This is a genomic window from Salinispora oceanensis, assembly GCF_000383575.1.
Classification (GTDB): domain Bacteria; phylum Actinomycetota; class Actinomycetes; order Mycobacteriales; family Micromonosporaceae; genus Micromonospora; species Micromonospora oceanensis.
The window spans coordinates 223,567-240,850 of record NZ_KB911579.1 but is presented as its reverse complement, the minus strand read 5'-3'; the positions used below and the strand labels follow the sequence as shown (position 1 = coordinate 240,850).

At 72.1% G+C, this 17,284-nt stretch carries 11 protein-coding genes; 1 reads left to right on the top strand and 10 read right to left on the bottom strand.

Annotated features, from left to right (window positions below):
• Positions 1-67: 67 nt before the first annotated feature.
• Both SALPAC4_RS0100940 and SALPAC4_RS0100935 read right to left on the bottom strand, forming a co-directional pair.
• The gene (locus SALPAC4_RS0100940) at positions 68-925 is read right to left on the bottom strand and encodes a methyltransferase domain-containing protein (RefSeq protein ID WP_019868772.1); all 858 of its coding nucleotides are present in this window, start codon (positions 923-925) and stop codon (positions 68-70) included.
• The gene (locus tag SALPAC4_RS0100935; RefSeq protein ID WP_019868771.1) at positions 918-3,440 is read right to left on the bottom strand and encodes a lantibiotic dehydratase; all 2,523 of its coding nucleotides are present in this window, start codon (positions 3,438-3,440) and stop codon (positions 918-920) included. The genes SALPAC4_RS0100940 and SALPAC4_RS0100935 overlap by 8 nt, the downstream gene beginning before the upstream one ends.
• A 101-nt stretch (positions 3,441-3,541) precedes the next feature.
• On the opposite strand from SALPAC4_RS0100935, the gene SALPAC4_RS0100930 reads away from it, so the two are divergent.
• Complete coding sequence (locus SALPAC4_RS0100930; RefSeq protein ID WP_019868770.1) at positions 3,542-4,750, top strand: M20 family metallopeptidase; 1,209 nt, start codon at positions 3,542-3,544, stop codon at positions 4,748-4,750.
• A gap of 32 nt (positions 4,751-4,782) precedes the next feature.
• Here the strand turns inward: SALPAC4_RS0100930 and SALPAC4_RS0100925 are convergent, their stop codons facing one another.
• From SALPAC4_RS0100925 to SALPAC4_RS0100890, 8 genes are read right to left on the bottom strand one after another with little or no spacing between them, the layout of a single operon-like run.
• Complete coding sequence (locus tag SALPAC4_RS0100925; RefSeq protein WP_019868769.1) at positions 4,783-5,454, bottom strand: VOC family protein; 672 nt, start codon at positions 5,452-5,454, stop codon at positions 4,783-4,785.
• Entirely contained in the window at positions 5,454-6,554 is a 1,101-nt protein-coding gene (locus tag SALPAC4_RS0100920; protein ID WP_027644798.1) for an NAD(P)/FAD-dependent oxidoreductase, read from the bottom strand. Before SALPAC4_RS0100920 ends, SALPAC4_RS0100925 begins: the two co-directional genes overlap by 1 nt.
• The gene (locus SALPAC4_RS0100915; protein WP_019868767.1) at positions 6,529-7,605 is read right to left on the bottom strand and encodes a hypothetical protein; all 1,077 of its coding nucleotides are present in this window, start codon (positions 7,603-7,605) and stop codon (positions 6,529-6,531) included. The genes SALPAC4_RS0100920 and SALPAC4_RS0100915 overlap by 26 nt, the downstream gene beginning before the upstream one ends.
• The gene (locus tag SALPAC4_RS0100910; protein WP_019868766.1) at positions 7,598-8,857 is read right to left on the bottom strand and encodes a metallopeptidase TldD-related protein; all 1,260 of its coding nucleotides are present in this window, start codon (positions 8,855-8,857) and stop codon (positions 7,598-7,600) included. The genes SALPAC4_RS0100915 and SALPAC4_RS0100910 overlap by 8 nt, the downstream gene beginning before the upstream one ends.
• Positions 8,854-11,103: a lantibiotic dehydratase gene (locus tag SALPAC4_RS0100905; protein ID WP_027644799.1), complete on the bottom strand. Its 2,250-nt coding sequence runs from the start codon at positions 11,101-11,103 to the stop codon at positions 8,854-8,856. The genes SALPAC4_RS0100910 and SALPAC4_RS0100905 overlap by 4 nt, the downstream gene beginning before the upstream one ends.
• A complete protein-coding gene (locus SALPAC4_RS0100900; RefSeq protein ID WP_019868764.1) occupies positions 11,100-12,569 on the bottom strand; it encodes a hypothetical protein in 1,470 nt (489 codons plus the stop codon). The genes SALPAC4_RS0100905 and SALPAC4_RS0100900 overlap by 4 nt, the downstream gene beginning before the upstream one ends.
• Positions 12,566-14,851 carry a lantibiotic dehydratase gene (locus SALPAC4_RS0100895; RefSeq protein WP_019868763.1) on the bottom strand — a complete coding sequence of 762 codons (2,286 nt, stop codon included), beginning with the start codon at positions 14,849-14,851 and terminating at the stop codon, positions 12,566-12,568. Before SALPAC4_RS0100895 ends, SALPAC4_RS0100900 begins: the two co-directional genes overlap by 4 nt.
• Positions 14,848-17,283 carry a lantibiotic dehydratase gene (locus SALPAC4_RS0100890; protein ID WP_019868762.1) on the bottom strand — a complete coding sequence of 812 codons (2,436 nt, stop codon included), beginning with the start codon at positions 17,281-17,283 and terminating at the stop codon, positions 14,848-14,850. Before SALPAC4_RS0100890 ends, SALPAC4_RS0100895 begins: the two co-directional genes overlap by 4 nt.
• Position 17,284 lies beyond the last annotated feature (1 nt).

The window sequence follows — 17,284 nt, the reverse complement described above, 5'->3', positions numbered from 1 at the left end:
GTACCTTTCGGCTTCCTAAGCTGGGGGTAGGTGTGGGCGGACGACGCCGGTCAACGGGCGACGCCGGTCAACGGAGGGCGCGGATGGTCCGGGTTGGGCAGGAGAACTCCAGCGAACCGTCGGTGCTCGCCAGGCTCTGCAACGCGCTCCGGGCCGCATCGGTCGCCTCGGCCCGCCGCTCCTGCGGTACCAGCTCCCACAACATTCGCGGGGTGACCGTCCAGGTCCAGGCGAGGTAGTCGTCGACCGACTCGAATCGGGACTCCGCTGGTACGTGCCGAATCTCGACCTCGGTGAAGCCCGCCGCCAGAACCGCCGCGGCGGTCGACTCCTCGGAGACCAACGGTCCGTTGAGACCGAGAACAAGCCGCCACGGGTCGTCCACGCCCTCCGGGAGATAGGTGGCCAACACCTCGGCCAGAATCTCCGCCGATTCCCAGCCGGCGGCGAGTCGGCCGTTCTCCGTGGGGAAGGTCGTCGCGACGAACCGTCCACCGCCGCGCAGCGCCGCCGCGGCAGCGGTCAACGCCTGCTGCGGCGCCGGTAGCAGGAACAGGACCATGCCAGCGCTGATCGCGTCGAAGGGCTGGTCCACGGTGAAGCTCTGAATGTCACCGAGCCGCACCTGTGCCCGGTCGGCCATTCCGCGGGCCGCGAGGTCGGCCCCACACGCCTCCACCATGCCCGGCGCCTGGTCGATGCCGAGCACGAAGCCCTCGGCACCGACCTGGGCGGCGATGGGAAACAGGCAGGCGCCCCGGCCGCAGCCGAGGTCGAGTACCCGCTCACCCGGTTTGAGTTCCAGTTGGTCGGCGACCATCTTGCCCAGTGGGTGGAAGACGAGTTGGCCGGCCGAATCGTACTGGTCGGCGGACTTGTCGTAGGCGTCCCGGACGCGGGCGGTGAGGTCGCTCTGTTCAGACATGGTCTTCTCCTTGTCGCGGGTGGTGGCTACGGGTGGTGGGGATGACGTCGTTGTCGGTGCGGGCGGAGGCCGTCGGTCGTACCACCGCGCCGAGGCGGAGCTCCGCGCAGTGCGGCTGGTCGTCGGGGCGCCACCAGAGCTGCTCCGGCGTGGGCAGCATCTCGGAGACCACGACGTCGGCCGAGGTGAGACGGGCGAGGTCGAGCACCGCCATCGGGTCGGCGAAGTCGACGTACAGCGGCTTCGGTTCGGCGGGATGCCGGACATAGACGTGGCGCGGTAGCCGGTGCTGCGCCCGGATGCGGTGGAGCGCCAGCCACTGCCCGTACGCGTCGTCGGTGCGTTCCGGGAGCCGTACCCGCCACCGGGCGCGTTGCAGCACGACGCCGGCGACGACGACGCGCGGCGTGTAGGCGCCGAGGTCGATCGAGACCGGGCCGAGCGCCGGGCGGGAGAGTGCCCGGTGCAGGGTGGAGGAGAGATCTCCCGGCCACAGCAGGCGACGTTCGCCGTCGATCAGGACGGCATCTGCCGTGGCGGGGACCTGAGCCGCAGCGATCGGCACCACCTCGGCGCGGTCCTTGCTCGACAGTCCGCTGAGTTCGATCGCCACCCCCGGTAGCTCCGGGGTGACGTGGGCGCTACGGCGGCGGGAGACGATTGTCGCGGCCGTCCGCGGCGACACCGCCTGTTCGACCCGGGCCACGAAGTCCGCCCAGAGCCCGTCCGGATCGCTGTGCAGGGGGCGCTCCAGCCCGCCGAAGATGGAGCTGCAGTCGTCGTGCAGCTCCGAGAGCACCCAGGGGGCGGTGGCGGGGTCCGGACCGGCGACCATCAGGTCGGGGCTGGGCAGGCAGGTGTCGTCCGGGTCGAGGGAGACCAGCTCCCACAACGGGGCGAGGGCGTCGGCGAGTACCTGTGGGTCGAGTTCGACGACCGGTGGACGGTCGGCGACCACCGTCAGGTCGCCGACGGCCTTCGTGGTCAGCTCGTGCAGGATGGCATCCAGCTGGTCCCGCCGATCCGTACGGGCCGGGATTTCCCGGGCGGCGAGGGCCGCGAGCGGGGCCGCCGTACCCCGCAGCGCGGTACACAGCGCGTCCCGGGCGTCCTCACGGGCGAGCAGGGCGGCCAGGAAGGTCAGCGGGAAGACGGCCTCGGTGACCTGACGGATCCGGTCAACGATGGGGGCGCCGAGGCTGACCTGCTCGCTCAACGGACTGGATCTGTCCTCGTGAAACAGTTCTCGATCGGCGTAGTGCTGTCCACTGTTGCGGGAGGCGTCCCCGCCGGCCCGGGCACTGGCCTGCTGCGCCGCGGTGAGCTGCGCAACGCGGTCCGGCCACCCGGCCTGGGCGTACCTGTCCCGACAGTCGGCGAGTTCGACAACCGTGGGTGTGGGGTGTTCGGCGGCGAGCCGGGTCAACGCGTGGAGCTCGGTGGCCGGGAGGCGCCAGGGCGAGACGGTCAGCGCCGGCCCCAGTGCCCGGACCAGTCGCGCCAGGCGTTCGTCGGACTGGTCCGTCGCCCCGGTGGCGGCCAGCAGGTCGGCCAGGTGGGATCCGGGGCTGGCCGTCGCCGCCTGCCACAGTGCCAGCGCGGCGGCGGCGACGGTGAAGCGGCGGCCGTCCACGACCCGTTCCAGCACGTGCTCCGGGCCCGGCTGGCGGAACAAGGGACTGGGCCAGGCCCGTTGGGTCCGCAGTGGAGTGCTGTCGGCAGCCTGCTCGCGGAGCTGTTCGACCAGCCAGGCACTGGCCTCCACCACGACGCGCTCGGGCGCGGGTGTCCCGACCCGGACCGGCTGGTCCTGTTCCGGGCGAAGCTTGCTGAACAGCACCGGGCCGAAGAACGAGACCGTCTCGCATTTGGTGGCGAAGCGGCGAAGGTAGCGGTGCAGGGTGTCGAGCCGGCGGCGCAGCGCCCGCGGTAGGTCGGTACCCGCCGCGGAACCGTCCCAGCCGGGGTGCTCCAGCGGCGGCGTCCGCAGCGCGGAGTGAAAGAAGCCCGGGTTGGATACGAACACGGCGTGCCGGAAGGCGTCGGAGCTGGCGGCCTGCGCGGTGCGCAGCCGGGCCTGGCGCAGTGCCCCGTCGAATTCCGCCCGGACGGTCGCCAGGTGTTCGGCGTGCGTGTCGACCAGGGCGTTCCACCGCGAGGCCCAACCCGGCACTCCGGTGGCTGCCAGGATTTCGACACCCCGCTCGTCCAACCGCGCCCCGGCCGCTATCCGTCGGCGACAGCTCTGCAACGCGCGCAGGGATCGTTGGCGGGGCTCGAGTTCCCGGACGGCCTCGCGGGCGACGGGCCAGCACTCGTGCAGAAAGTGGACGCGAGCGGCCTCGAGTTCCTGCTCCGCGGCGAACACCCGGTCGGCCGCGGCGATGAGGTTCGCGGTGGCGAGCCCCGCCACCAGCTGGACCGGAAAGCCGGTGCTGCGGAGCAGCGCCGACGGTACGGTCTCGACGGTCAACTCTCCTCGCCCGGCTGGCACCGTCCAGGTCAGTGCTGCCATCTCGAGCCTCCTGACTGGTCTCGCTTTCGGTTGCCGGCTCGGGTAGGAACGGAAGGAGCCGGGTACGTCACCGCGGCCCGGCCGGTGCGACGGGAGGGAACATGCCGCAGATGAGGCTCAGCCCCGAGGTCCGGCGTCGGTGTGCGGACGCTGTTGACCAAGCCGAGGAGCGACTGCTCGCCCTGTCGCGCAGCTTGCACGCGGAGCCGGAGACGGCGTTCCGGGAGCATCGCAGCGTGGCCAAGGTGAGTGATCTGCTGCGCGACGAGGGCTTCGCGGTGGACGTCGGCGTTGGTGGCCTCGACACCGCCTTCACCGCCCGCTTCGGCGACGGTCCGCTGGTGGTCGGCCTGTGCGCCGAGTACGACGCGCTGCCGGGGCTCGGTCACGCCTGCGGACACAACATCATCGCCGCTTCCTCGGTCGGCGCGGCCCTGGCGTTGCGGGAGGTGGCGGCGGAGCTTGACCTCACGATTGTGGTCATCGGCACGCCCGCCGAGGAGGACGGAGGCGGCAAGATCACTCTGCTGGAGGCCGGGGTCTTCGACGAGGTCTCGATGGCCATGCTGGTCCACCCCGCGCCGGAGGACAACTGCACCCCGCGCCCGCTGGCACTGGTCGAGTTGGAGGTCACCTACACCGGACGGGAGTCCCACTCCGCGCTCGCGCCGCAGCTGGGCGTCAACGCCGCGGACGCCCTGACCATCGCCGAGGTTGCCGTGGGGGTCGGGCGCCAGCACTTTGAGCCGCGCCAACAGGTGCACGGCATCGTTACCCGCGGCGGTGACGTGCCGAACGTGGTCCCGGCGCACACCCGTGCCCGCTACAACCTGCGGGCTGCTGACATGGAGTCCCTGAGCCGGCTCGAGTCGCGGATCCGGGCCTGCTTCGCCGCGGGTGCCGTCGGTAGCGGCTGCACCCACGAGGTGAGCGCCACCCCCGCCTACGCGGAACTGGTGCACGACCCTTTCCTGTCCGAGGCCTACCGCTCGGCGGCGATCGAGCTGGGCCGCCCGCTGGTCTCCCGCGAGCAGGAGCGGGAACTGCCCACCGGCAGTACCGACATGGGCAACGTGAGTCGCGCCCTGCCCAGCCTGCACCCGAGCATCGGGATCGACAGCGGCGACGCCGTCAACCATCAGCCCGAGTTCGCGGCCGCCTGTGTGGCCCCCGGTGCTGATCGGGCGTTGCTGCAGGGCGCCGTCGCGCTGGCCTGGACCGCCGCCCAGGCCGCCCAGGACCCCTCGGCCCGGCAGCGGCTGCTGGACCTGCACCGGGCGCGGGGCACGTTGACGGCGAGCCCACAGTAGCGGCGGGCACCCGCGAGCGGATCGGCTTCGACTCATGGCAGTCGCACCACGGTCTCGCCCGCGCCGGTCTCGACCCGGACCGCGGTGATCTCGGCGCCCGCGTCGTCGTGGACCGTTACCGCGAGCCCCGCCAGGCCGGGCCATTGTGGCGCCCAGTCTCGTTCCCGCGCCGGGCCGGTCGCCAGACCCGCGAGGGCGGTCGGCCGTACCCGGTGTCCGGCTGCCCGCAGGTCACCCGCCACCCGGTCCGCCCGGTCCGCGGGATTGCCGTAGCTCAGGAAGAACGGCAGCACCCGGCTGCGCCAGGACAGGTCGAACGCGGCCTCCGCCCACGGCACCCGCTGGCCGTCGGCGCGTACCGACTCCCCCCGCAGCAGGCCGGGGTCGGTGCCGGTGACCTGTTCCACCCGCTGCGCGGTGGCGGCGATGTCGTCGGTGAGGACCGCCCAGTTGAGGAAGGCCGGCCCGTCCGCGGTCCGCTCCAGGAAGGCCCGGCCGAAGTCAGTGCTGCCCAGTTCCCGCTCGTTGTCGGTGACGAGAAGCTCCAGATACTGGACATCGGGGGTGTCGAACGGCACGATCCAGCTCGCGGTGCCGTCCGGGTTGGGGCTGCCGTCGGTGATCCCGAAGCCGTGCCGCTCCCACAGCAACTCCCGGAGCGGGGCGATCGTGCGGGCGCCGAGAATCACGTGGTCGATGCGCATCACGCGGTGCCTCCCTGTGCGTGCGTCGGGCACATGCGGTACGGCAGGGCGTCCCAGTCGTCGCCGAGCAGCCCGGCCGCCATCCCCTTCGCGGTGGTACGGGCCGAGAGCAGCCCGTGGCCGGCGTGTCCGGCCGAGATGAAGATCCGGTCCTGACCCGGCAGCGCCCCGGCCAACGGCCGACCCGTGTCGGAGACCGGCCGTAGCCCCGCCCGCAGCTCCAGCGGGACGGAGGCGGCGAGGCCGGGCATCGCCGCGGTGGCGAACCGCAGCAGTGCGCCGACGCCCTGGGCGGTGACGTGGTCGGCGAAACCGGCATCCTCCTCGGTGGCGCCAACGAGGATGTCGCCGTTGACCCCCGGGGCCAGGTAGTAGGCGGAGGAGAGGATGCTGGTCAGCTTCTCGTCGGTGCGCAGCACCACCATCTGACCGCGTTGCGGCCGAATCCCGGTGGACTCGGCCAGCCCGGTGCCGGAGCTCCACGCGCCAGCGGCGATCACCACCCGGTCGGCGTGCAGTGTCTCCTGGTCCGTACGCAGCACCACCCGGTGCCCGTCCTCGCGTACCTCGCGTACCCGGCAGTCCTGCCGCCAGTTGACCCCCTGCTCTCGGCAACGGCCGCGGACCGCGGCCAGATACCGCCGTCCGTCGATCATGAGCCCGCCCTCGGTGTGCAGGTAGTGTCGGCTGGTAGGGAGCTTCAGGCCGGTCGCGACAGCGGCGAGGTCGTCCCCGCTGACCTGAGTCCCGGCCCCCGCTGCCGTCAACAGGTGGCCGTAGGCTTCGATGTCCTGCTCGCGCAGGGCGCGCAGAATCGGCCGTACCACGCTGAAGGCGCCGAACTCCGGCTCCAGGCGGGCCACGTCGGCGTCCAGATCCCGCTTCGCGCTCCGTAACCAGGAGTAGAACTCGTGGTCGTCCAGGTAGCGAAGGGAGGGCACCGCCACCCCGGCGGCGCGATGGGTTGCGTGTCCGGGCTCGGCGCCGGCGTCCAGCACCAGGACCGAGGCACCCTGGCTGCTCAACTCCTCCGCCAGGCACGCACCGACTATTCCGCCGCCGACGATGGCGACGTCAGGAGTTGACGGTAACGACTGCATGTCCGGCACCTTCCAGTTCGGCTGCGCTGGCGAGTACCAGCGAGCGGGTGGTTATGTCGCTGTCGCCGTAGACAGCCGATCGGGGGCCCGTCAGACCGCGGGTGTGACGGAGCAGGTGGATGGGCTTGCCGTGCAGCACGACCACGAAGCTCTCCTCCGGGCGGTCGACCGGGCGTGCTACACAGTGGACTCGGATCGTGCCGTCGCTGTGGTAGCGCTGGAGCCCTTCGACACACCACTGCAGCTCGATGGCGTTCGGCGGTGTTGCCGCATCGGGCCCGTCGAGCTCGAGCCGGACGATCGGGGGCGGACCACAGGCGGCGGTGTCGTGATCCCAGACCGCCCGGCCCAGCGGCACACCGTCGCGCCACCGCCCGGGGGGACAGATGCGGCCGGCGTCCACCAGCGTGCTGGCCTGGGCGGGCTCACCGAGGTCGTCCCGGTCGTACCCGGACGGCACCACGGGGAGATCCCGGATGGTCAGCGCGGGCAGCACCCGGCGGCCGGCGAGTTGCGCCGCGCTCCGCCGGCCCTTGCGCGAGGAGAGGGAGAACGCGGTGCCGGCGACGAGTACGGCCGCGGGCGCCGGGCGCAGGATGAGCGGGCGATCCCGCCACCCCGCCGGCGGTTCGGCGGCGGGCGGGTGCGCCAGCACCGCCAGGTCCTGCCTCGCGACGGCCGACACCAAATCGAGCGGTGTGCCGTGACCGGCGGTGCCGAGTACGACGGGCCCACCCGCGGTCTCGACCCGAACCAGCAGGTCACTGCGGCCCGACACCGGCAGGTCGGCACCGGCTCGCCACTCGTGGATCGTGGCGACCGCGCTCTGTAGCCCGTCGAGGGCGCCACCGATCCGGGCGGTGGCCTCGGTGAGCAGCAGCGCCACGTTCTTCGCTGCCGCGTCGGCCGCGGATCCGCTCACCCGCTCCGAGCCGAGCACCCGGCCGGAGGCGTCCCGGCGTAGCCGCACGAGGTCCAGCGACACGGTCAGTCGGGGGCCGGCGGAGGTGGGGGCGAGTAGCCCGGAGGCGCGCAGCCGAAGCTCAGGCATGACGCACCGCCCGGATCCCGACCGATCCCGCGGGGAGCCGGAGGCCCGCGTTGGCGAAGGACACCAGGACCGGATACTGCCCAAGCTTGCCGCAGCCGCCGGTGGCCCGGAGGTACCCCCTGACCCGGTGTGCGTAGGGCCGTAGGCGCGCCAGCACCCGCGCGCCGTCGCCGACGATGCGCAGGGGGCCGAGCCGGGCGGTGGTGCCGTCGGCCCGGTGCAGTACGGAGATCGGCGCGTGGAAGACGAACGCGCCCGAGGCGATGTTCATCATCTCCAGCCGTAGGCCGCGGGGAGCGATCCAGTCCCCGGCCGGCTCCTCGACCTCGGCGCCGGGCTCCAGCACCGCCGCGGTGTGCGTCATTCGTGGGATCGCCGGGTGTCGGTAGTTCTGTCGGCGTCCGTGGCCAGTTCGGGTGGTGTTCAGGAGCTGGGCCAGGGCGAGGTCGTTCATCGGCCGACCAACCACGCCCCGGTCGATCAGGCGGGTGGTCACCGAGTCGGCTCCCTCGTCGTCAAAGGCACTCCGATAGCCGGCGCCGGCGAGGTGGCCGCCGTCGAGGATGGACAGCCAGGGTGGGGCAACCCGCTGCCCGAGCTGCTGGCCCAGGTAGCTGGTGCCGGAGGCGACGACGTCGGCCTCCATTGGGTGCCCGACGAGCTCGTGGAAGAACGCCCCGGCGAACCCCGGCAGCAGGACGAGGTCGGCGTTCGCGGGTAGCTCCTCGGCCAGCGGCAGCGCGAGTCGGCCGCGCATCTGGCTGGCTATCTGCCGCGCCGCCAGCGCCAGCGTGCTGGGATCGTCGGTCGGATTCCACCGAACTGACTGCGTGTGCCGGGTGCCGTCCGCGCCGGTCAGGGTGAGCAGCAGCGTCGCGACGAAGCGGTGGGCGGAGCGGACCTGGTCCGGGTCTCCGGCGGCGACGTGCTGCTCCGCGACGCCGAGAACGAGTTCGGCGCCGGTCTCGGCGGCGATCGCGGTGAGCAGGGCGCGGTGCTGCGCTGCTACCCCGAACACCGGTCGGCCCTGGACCTCGCGCAGGACGTCGGCGGCCGGTGCGGCCAGCCCGGCGCAACCGGTCTGGAGCAGTGCGTCGCCGTCGCTGAACCGGTGTTCGGTGCGGCCGTCCCCGAGGTGCCGCTCCACACTCATCCCGCGGGCGGCCGAGCGCTGGGTCGGGAACGAGCCGTCCGGCCGTACGTCAACCCGCAGCCGTAGGGAGTGTTCGCTGAACCAGATCGTCGGCGTCATGCCTGCCCGCCTTCGCCAACGACCTGCATCCGCAGCTCGCTGGTGTAGCGCCGCCCTTCGGCGTCGCGGAGCCACAGCCCTTCCGGTCCCGGCGCCATCCGCTCCACGTCGATCTCGTCACAGCCCCGGGTGATGTGGTTGACCAGATCAGCTGCGAGTGGGGAGGCGAGATCGATCAGGTACGGCTTGCGTTCGTGGGCGCTGCGCCCGAAGAGGAACCGGACGTTGGTGTCCCGGGCCAACCGACGCAGCCCGAGGAACCGGGTGTGCGGCTCCGCCGCCGCCAAGGTCTGGGTTGGTACCCGCCAGCGGGCGCGTTGCAGGGTCACCGCCCCCAGTACGACCTCGGGCAGCGCGCCGCCGGTGGCGGTCCGGAAGGTGGGGTGCAGGACCTGTGGGTGTGACAGCGCGGCGAGCGGTGCGTACTTGACGAAGTCGCTGAGCGGAATGTACGCGGTGACAACGCGACCGTCCGGGTCCCGGAGGGTGACCGCATCGGAGGTGATGGAGACCCGGAGGTCTTCGGGTTTGAGTAGGTCCGGTCGGCCCTCGTCGGTCCAGGAGAGCGGACGCATCGCGATCTCCCGGCCGGGGAATCGGTAGTAGCCCTTGTTCCGGCGACCGAGGTCTAGGCCGACCAGGCCGTCAGCTCGCCGGGCGACCCATTCGGCGGCGGCTGCGCCGAACCGTCGCGGATCCGGGTGCATGGTGGCGAGCCAGCTGTCAACCAGCAGGTGGTGGTGGGCGCGGGACAAGACCAACGGTGCCGCGTCCAGCCCCGCCACGTCCGCCGCCGCGGGGCAGAGGTCGATGACGGCGTACCGCTCGCCGTCGAGGGTGTTGGCCTGGCCGATGAGCTGGGTCAGCTCGGACCGCCAGTCCTCACCCGGGTAGCTGGGCGCGTAGGTCGCCTGGTAGGTGCTGGTGGAGTCGGACTGGTCCGCGGCGGCCCGGGTCGCGTACTCGAGGAGGTTCAGTTCGATGTCCTGGCCGTTGCCGGCGAAGCTCTTCCGGACGGCCTCGGCCGCCGCGGCCTGGGTGGCTTGACCGTGCGTGACACAGGCCTCCAGCAGCGGGGTGAGCTGCTCCTCCCAGCGCCGAATCAGATCGGCTCCGATGGTGAGGGCGAAGGGGGACGCGCACTCCTCGAAGAAGACCGCCCGGTCGGCGTACGCGGCACCCGCGCCCCGGCGGGCCGGTTTGCCAGTGATCTCGGTGAACCGGGTCTCCAGCGCGGCTACCGTCGTGATCTTGCGTTCCAGCGGCTGTTCCCCCAGCTCGGCCAGGAGCGCGGCGAGATCGCCGAGCCGGGCGAGCCATTGGTCGCGGGCGGGTGTGGCCGGCAGCGCGGCGAGTTGTTCGCGCAGGGTCGTTAGGGGGTCCAGGTCGTAGTCGCCGCCGCCGAGTCCGATCGTGAGGTGCTCGGTCGCCACCAGCTTCATCAGCGTCCGCACCACCTCGGCGGCGGGGCGGCCGGAATGCTGGATCAGCTGCCGCACGGTTGTGCCGCCGGGGAGCACCCGGGCCAGGATCGGCTCACCCGGGTCGGCGCCGCGGCCGGTCCGGTGGAAGCGGAGGTGCGGCAGGATCGCGGAGTCCCGGGCGATGGCCAACGCCAGGGACCGGGCCGCCCAGTGGGACAGAAACACCCGGCGGGTACGGGGAACGTCTCGGCGGAGCTGGGCGTCGTCTCCGGGGCCCATCGTGCCGTACGCCATCGGGCCGAAGAAGCTGACGGTTTCGTTCTTGGCGCAGAACCGTTGCACGTAGGTGTACATCTGTCGGCGTACCCGCCGCCAGCGTGAGTTCAGTGCACCCTGGTACGCCAAGAATGGTTGCAGCATGTTGCGGTAGGCATCCGGGTTGGACAGGAAGACCGCTTCGGAGACCTGGGACGTTGCCAGCAGTTCCCGGAGTTCTTTGCCGACCTGCTCGTCTGCTTCCCGGTAGGCGCGGACGTACTGGGCCAGCGCCTCCCCCCAGGCATCGATCGCCGCCCGCCAGTCCGGTCCGGCGGAGCGGGGGAGCTGATCGATTCGACCGTGCAGCACGTCGGCCCGGATCCCGGCGGCTCGATCGCCGGTGAAGTGCGTCGAGACGCTGGCCAGGAGGACATCCTCCCGCCGGACCACCTCGTCGGCCAGCTCCAACAGGTCGCCGGGGGCGCCAAGCTCCTCCAGCCAGTCGAACGGCATTCCCGCGTGGCGCACGATGAATTCGCGGCCAATGCGCCAGTTTCTCGTCATTGTGTACTCCGGATTGCCCCGGCCCGGACCAGCTGACCGGACAGTTTTGTACGGACCGTGTCACTGAGGTGCTGCCAGACGGCAGCGTCGCCGTTCGCCAACCGCCGTACGACCGGCGTCAGTCTCGGGTGCAGCCGAAAGGCGCTACCCGTGCGGAGGTTCACCACGAAGGATCCGGGTCCGCGCCCATCGGGCCCGGCCCCGCTGGCCTCGACGACCGCGGCGGCGGGTTCCCACGTGGCGGAGGGCTGGCTTCCGGGCGCGAGCGCGCAGCAGGCGAGCCGACCGGGATACAGCTCGGTTTCGGAGCCGAACTCGGCGGTCAGGGTGCTGGTGATGCGCTGTCGATCGGCGTCGTCGAGCGACCCCGGCTCGTGAAAACGATCCCAGCGAGGGAGATCGTGCCGCGGCGCGTCCTGTCGGGTCAGCGGCACCCCACCCCATGTTGCCGCTTCGCGCGAACCGCGGCGGCTGGCCAGCCGGAACGGGCTCAGTCCCGCCAACCGCGGTCCAGGCCCGGAGCGCAGCCGCCGGGCGGCGGTCGTGGTCGCGTCGGCGTCCAGCCCGGGGGCACCGACCAGTAACTCGACGGCCAGCCGGTCGTCGCCGACGAGCCGGCGTACCGTCTCCAGGTCGGTGTCGACGCCACTCACCCCCGTCACCGCCGACCAGGCGGAGAAACGGGCCACGGTCAGCGCCACCCCGCGGCAGTCCCGCCAGGCTCGGGCCGGCAGCAGCACGGCCTGCTCGGGGGCGAGCCAACCCGCCCAGGGCTGCCCGGGGTGCCACTGGTGGGCGTCGCGTACCCAGCGGATGTCTTCGCCCGCCGGGGACCACTCTCGCCGCAGGCGCCAGGATGGCGACCAGTCATCGATCTCGGCGCCGGCGAACGGTGCGAGCGTGCGCAGGGCCTTCCGGTGCGCGGCGGCGAACCGGCCGCAGAGGGTGACCCGGTGCGGACCCAGCGCCCCCGCCAACGCGGCGGCGGCCGGAAGCTGCTGGTCCGTCTCGACCAGCAGGTGCACCCGAGCCCCCGGTACCCAGGTTCGGGCCCGGTCGGCCTCCGGCGCGAAAAGTGCTGTCCCGGTCGCGGCGGACACCACGTCGGCGCCCGACTCGGTGGTTCCGTTGACCAGCTCGACATCGTCCACGGCCAACCGGATTGTCGGGTCTGCTTCGGCGGTCAGCCGCAGGGCCAGACCCATCGCCCGGAGCCGGCCCCAGTCGTAGCGCCCGCGCTCCAGAATCGTCGCGGCGGCCGCGGCGAAGAGTGCCTTGGTAGCCGTCTCGGCGGTGGCCATACCGGATGTTTGCCGTGCCGCGGACTCGGCCAAACCGTGCAGGCTCACCGGAGCGCAGAGCCGGTCTAGGAATTCGGCGTTGGCGTCGAAGAGCTCGTCTGCGGGCCCCAGGATCGGTTCCAGGCTCAGGTCGTACAGGGGCGGCAGGATCACCCGGCGCATCACTGTCCACCGCCCCGCAGGTAGACGCAGCGCAGCTCCGAGGCGAACCGCAGGTCACCGTCGCGAAGCCAGGCGTCGGTCGGCGCGGGCAGGGCCTCGGTGACGGCGAGGTGGTCGGCGGTGGCCGCCAGCCGCGCCATCCCCTTCAGCAGGTCGGGACTCGCGGTGTCGACATACACCGGCTTGCGTTCGGCGGGCGACTTGACGAAGAAGCGGTTCGGCAGGGCGCGTTCGGTGGCCAGCCGGGCGGCACCGAGCAGCAGGTCCAGGTCCCGCTGGCCGCGGAGCAACGTCTGTACCTCGGCGCTCGGCACCAGCCAGCGGCGTCGGGAGAAGACCGCGTTGCCCCAGCGCAGTCGCGGCAGGTACGGCAGCGTCGGGAGGACGGCGCGACGAATGCGGGGCAGCGCGAGCGCGGTGTGCACCGCGGTGTCGAGCTCGCCGTTGTGTAACAGCAGACTCCGCCCAGGGAAGCTGGCTCCCCGGAGCACCACCTGCTCCCCGTCACTGTCGAGCCAGAGTTCATCCAGACCGATCCGGTCTCGACCCGCCGTGGCGGAGCCGCCCAGTTCGAGTACGACGCCGGGGAATTCCAGCGGCGGTAGCCCAGTCGTCCGCCGGGAGATCACGTTGACGGCTATCTGGTCGCCGAGGGCCCGCCGGACGGCGGCGTCCCGCTCGGCCAGCAGCGCCGCCGCCGCCGGATGAAACTGAAGGGCCCACGGGGTGAGCAGCGCCGCGTCGTGGATGTCGCCGAGCACCAACGGAGTCGTACCCGGGTCGTAGTCGGCGAGGTTGGCCGTGCCGATCAGGACGTCAATGGAGCACAGAACTGGTGCGGTGGGGGCGGGCACGGTGGGCAGCAGCCCGGCGACGTCGAGCTCACTCGCCTCCGGTCCGGCTTCGCCGACGACGCGGGCCAGCTCCGTGCTGAGCTGACCGCCGTACTCGATGGACATGTCCGCGCAGGCGCTCAGCGCTCGCAGCAGCGGAGTGCGGCCCGGGCCGAGCCGCCGCGCCACGGCCCGGTTGGTCTGCACCCGGGTCAGCTCCGCCTCATGCGCGAGCAGGTCCAGGATGGGGGCGGCCGCCGCCCGCAGGTCGTGGGCGAGCCGCCCACGGAGCTCCAGCTGGGCGGTCCCCACCGCGGCCTCGTGGATGATCACCCGGTCGTTGTAGAAGCGGCTGCGGTTGGTCGGCCCACCGGTGGGGAGCAGGGCCTCCACCTCGGCCTGAATGCCCAGCTTGCGCTCCGGCGAGGTCCAGGGGTAGCTGTCGAGGAGGTCGAGCACCTTGACCAGCAGCGACCGGACAGCCGCCGCGCGGCCGGCGACCTCGACACCGGCCTCGTCGATCCGCTCCAGGGTCCAGCGCAACGGATCCACCGTCGTCGCCGGCGGGCACCAGGAGTGCGTCAGCACCCCCTTGGCGACGGCCGTGCGGAACAGCCCCACCGTACGGGTCACCTCGTCGCCGCCGGCCGCGGCGAGCTCAGCGATCGTGCGGTCGCCGTCCACCGCCCGGATCAACTCGGCCGACGGGTCGTCTCGGCGCGGTGGACGGGCCGTGGTCTTGCGGAGGGGGACCAGGTGCGTCACCAGCGAGTCATCACCGATGATCATCGCCTGCACGGCGTCGTTGACCCGGGCGGCGCAGTGCGCCTGGCGTACCCGGATCTCCCGGTGACCCGCCCAGGACAGCGTCGTTGGTGCGTCCGAGCTGGTGTCCACCCGGCCGTAGTTGATCGGCCCGAAGAAGCTCATCGTCTCGCTCTTCGCAGCCAGGCGCTGCGCGTACGCGGCGAGCTGGCGGCGGATCCTGCCCCCGGTCGCCCCCCGAACCAGATCCCGGTGGACGGCGGGGGAGGAGCAGACGATGGCATCGTTGATCCGCGGATCGGTCCGGATCTCCGCGAGCGCGGCGTTTACCTTCGCCGCGTCCGCTGCGACGGTCGGCTCCAGTCGCTCTCGGGTCCGCGTCACCTGCTCGGCGAGGTCGTTCCACTCGGCGAGCCAGTCGCGGTCGAAATTGTCCGCCGGGGGTAGCGGCCGGACATTGCGTAGTTTGCTCTGCTGGCCGCGGGTCAGGCGTGCCGAGGTCCGCATCCGGGTGGCCACCTCGGCGGCCTTTCCCTCCAGGACGGCCAACTCGTCGAGCAGCGCCGCGGTCTGCCGATAGGTCAGGGACTCGATCAACTGCCAGGGGAAGCCGGCGCTGCGCAGCACGAGGTCTGGCAACAGCTCCCAGCTGGGGTCGGCCGGGCCGGCACTGGTGGGGACGGTCACGACGAAGCCCTTCTCATAGCGATCCGGAACTCGGCGGTCACGGGTTTGTCGCCGTGGTGTAGCCACAGGGCGTCTGGCGCGGGTCGCATCTCGGCCAGCGAGACCTTTCCGTCGCCGGCCAGGGTCAACGCCAGCAGCGCGTCCACGGCCAGCGGATTGTCGAGGTCAACCCCGACCGGCTTGGGTTCGTGCGCCGCCGAGACGAAGCAGAAGCGGGGCAGTCCGTGCCGGGCGCGTAGGGACTGCACCGCGAGGAACGCGGTGGCAGCATCCCGGACCTCGGCGACGCCAAGGTCAGCGGCGCTGAACCACCAGCGGGCCCGCTGCACGATGACCTCCCCCACGCGGATCCGCGGCGCGAAGTCACCGAATCGGATCAGGGGCAGGGCCACACCCGGCGCGGCGAAGGCCCGGAGGTGGACGTGGTCGTCCTCACCGGCGTAGAGGGTCAACTCACCGTCGGGTGCGTGCAGCCGCGGCACCCCGTCTACCAGGACGGCGGTCAGGTCGGCGAGCGCCACGGTCCGCTTCCGGTCGTCGGTGGCCACGGAGGTGACCTCGACGAAGCGTCCCGGAAACCAGTCGGCGACCAGGCCCTTGTGCCGTCGTCGACGGATGACCGTGGCGAGCTGGTCGGGGCCGCCCCACGGCTCGAGCCCGGCGGTGAAGTCGGCCAGCATCCGCTCCTGGTCGTCGCAGAAGAGCCCCTGCGAACCCCAGGCGAAGACGTAGGGGTGCAGCTCCCCCAGGACCAGCAGGTCGCTACCGTCCGGCTGCCGCTCCAGCATCAGGTCCGGGCTGACGAACCGGTCCCGGCCCGGGGTGGGCGCCAGTGTCGCCAGGGCGGCGGGAGACAACCGGGCCTCCTGCCCACGCAGACCGGCGCGCACCAGCTCGGTGTAGGTCTGGGTGAACTCCCGCACCGGGTCGGAGAGGGCAGTCAGCGCCCCCGCCTCAACTGCTGGTAGCACCCGGCGGATCAACTCGTCATAGGGCAACGAACCGGTCCCCGACTCGCTGATAACCCTGGCGCACAGCCGCGCGGCGATCTGTTGCTGGAGCTCGCCGTAGCGGGCCGCGACATCCAGCACCGGGGTGAGCTGCTCCTCCCAGCGTCGGGCGACGTCGCCGCCGACCACCACCGGAGACTGATCACCCTTGGCGTCCAGCGACACCACCAACCGGTCGGCGTACATTTGGCCGCCGGCCCGGCGGGCGTCGGTCGCGGTCAACGCCGAGAAGCCCGCTTCCACCTCGGTCAGCACGGCCGCCCGGTGGTGGTGCCCGACTGCGGCTGCGTACCGCTCCGCCAGGGCGGCGAGCTCGCGCAGCCGCGCCGGCCACTCGGTGCCACCGGCGTGCTGCTGGGCGAAGCCCACCAGCCAGTCCAGCGGACGGGCGGTGGTGGACGGCGGCTCGGGCCACAGCCGTACGGCACCGACCTGGCGAAGCCGATCCAGGGCCGCGCGCGCCTCGGCGACCTCGATCCCGGCGAGGTCCGCGAGGTCCCGTACCGAACGGTGGTCGTTGATGTCGCGAACGAGTCTCCAGTGGGTGCCGGAGAGCCGGATCCGGCGCCCGGCACTGGTCTGGACCGTGCCTGTTCCGGCTTCGGCCTCCGCCCGCCGACGGCAGGCCGGCACCCAGGTCACCGGCAGTTGGTCGCGGACGGCGGGATCGGTGCCGAGGTTGCGGGCGAGCTCGCACACGGCCCAGAACGCGGTCTGCGCCTCCGTGGTCTGGACTCCCGACTCGGTCTCGGGGCCCAACGCAATTCCGTTGGCCGTGTGGTCGATCTGCCCGTGCACCAGCGGACCGAAGAAACTTGTTGTCTCGTTCTTCGCGGCCAGGCGCTGGCCGTAGAGGTAGGCACGGCGGTAGAAGGCGCGGTCCTTGGCCCGGTTCCGGTTCGTCTCGTCACCCCGGGTGGCCCACCCCTGCCGCCAGCGCACGACCTCGCCGTAGAACGAGGGTGAGAGCTGAAGCAACGCGTCGCAGACCCGATCGTTGCCCAGCAGGGCGCGCACCCGGCCCGGTCGGCGCAACGCCTCCTGGGCGAGGACACCGGTCAGCTGTTGGCCCGCCTGCTCCAGCTCGGCCTGCGCCGTGCCGTAGGCCACCGCCGCTGGCACCAGGTCAGGGCTCAGCTGTTCCGGGTTCACCGACAGGCCACGTCCCGCCCGGCTACGGGCCCGGGACAGCGCCCGCAGCCGCGACCGGTCCGACTGCCGATCGGTCCGGGCGACAGCCCGGGCGATGCCCTCGATCAACTCGGTGCGGCACCGCCCGAACTGTTTCGCCGCCGTGCGGTACTCCGCGGCGCCCGCTCGCGTGGGTTCATCGGCCAAAGCGGTCAACAGCTCGATGCCGAAGCCCGCCCGACGGAGGAGCAGCCGCGGGTAGAGCTGCCAGGGGGTTGGTTGCTCAGCCATC

Bases quoted from the DNA above. Each gene is read 5' to 3' on its own strand.
- SALPAC4_RS0100915 (WP_019868767.1), bottom strand. From the start codon at position 7,605: ATGCCTGAGCTTCGGCTGCGCGCCTCCGGGCTACTCGCCCCCACCTCC.
- SALPAC4_RS0100910 (WP_019868766.1), bottom strand. From the start codon at position 8,857: ATGACGCCGACGATCTGGTTCAGCGAACACTCCCTACGGCTGCGGGTT.
- SALPAC4_RS0100890 (WP_019868762.1), bottom strand. From the start codon at position 17,283: ATGGCTGAGCAACCAACCCCCTGGCAGCTCTACCCGCGGCTGCTCCTC.
- SALPAC4_RS0100905 (WP_027644799.1), bottom strand. From the start codon at position 11,103: ATGACGAGAAACTGGCGCATTGGCCGCGAATTCATCGTGCGCCACGCG.
- SALPAC4_RS0100940 (WP_019868772.1), bottom strand. From the start codon at position 925: ATGTCTGAACAGAGCGACCTCACCGCCCGCGTCCGGGACGCCTACGAC.
- SALPAC4_RS0100935 (WP_019868771.1), bottom strand. From the start codon at position 3,440: ATGGCAGCACTGACCTGGACGGTGCCAGCCGGGCGAGGAGAGTTGACC.
- SALPAC4_RS0100930 (WP_019868770.1), top strand. From the start codon at position 3,542: ATGCCGCAGATGAGGCTCAGCCCCGAGGTCCGGCGTCGGTGTGCGGAC.
- SALPAC4_RS0100920 (WP_027644798.1), bottom strand. From the start codon at position 6,554: ATGCAGTCGTTACCGTCAACTCCTGACGTCGCCATCGTCGGCGGCGGA.
- SALPAC4_RS0100925 (WP_019868769.1), bottom strand. From the start codon at position 5,454: ATGCGCATCGACCACGTGATTCTCGGCGCCCGCACGATCGCCCCGCTC.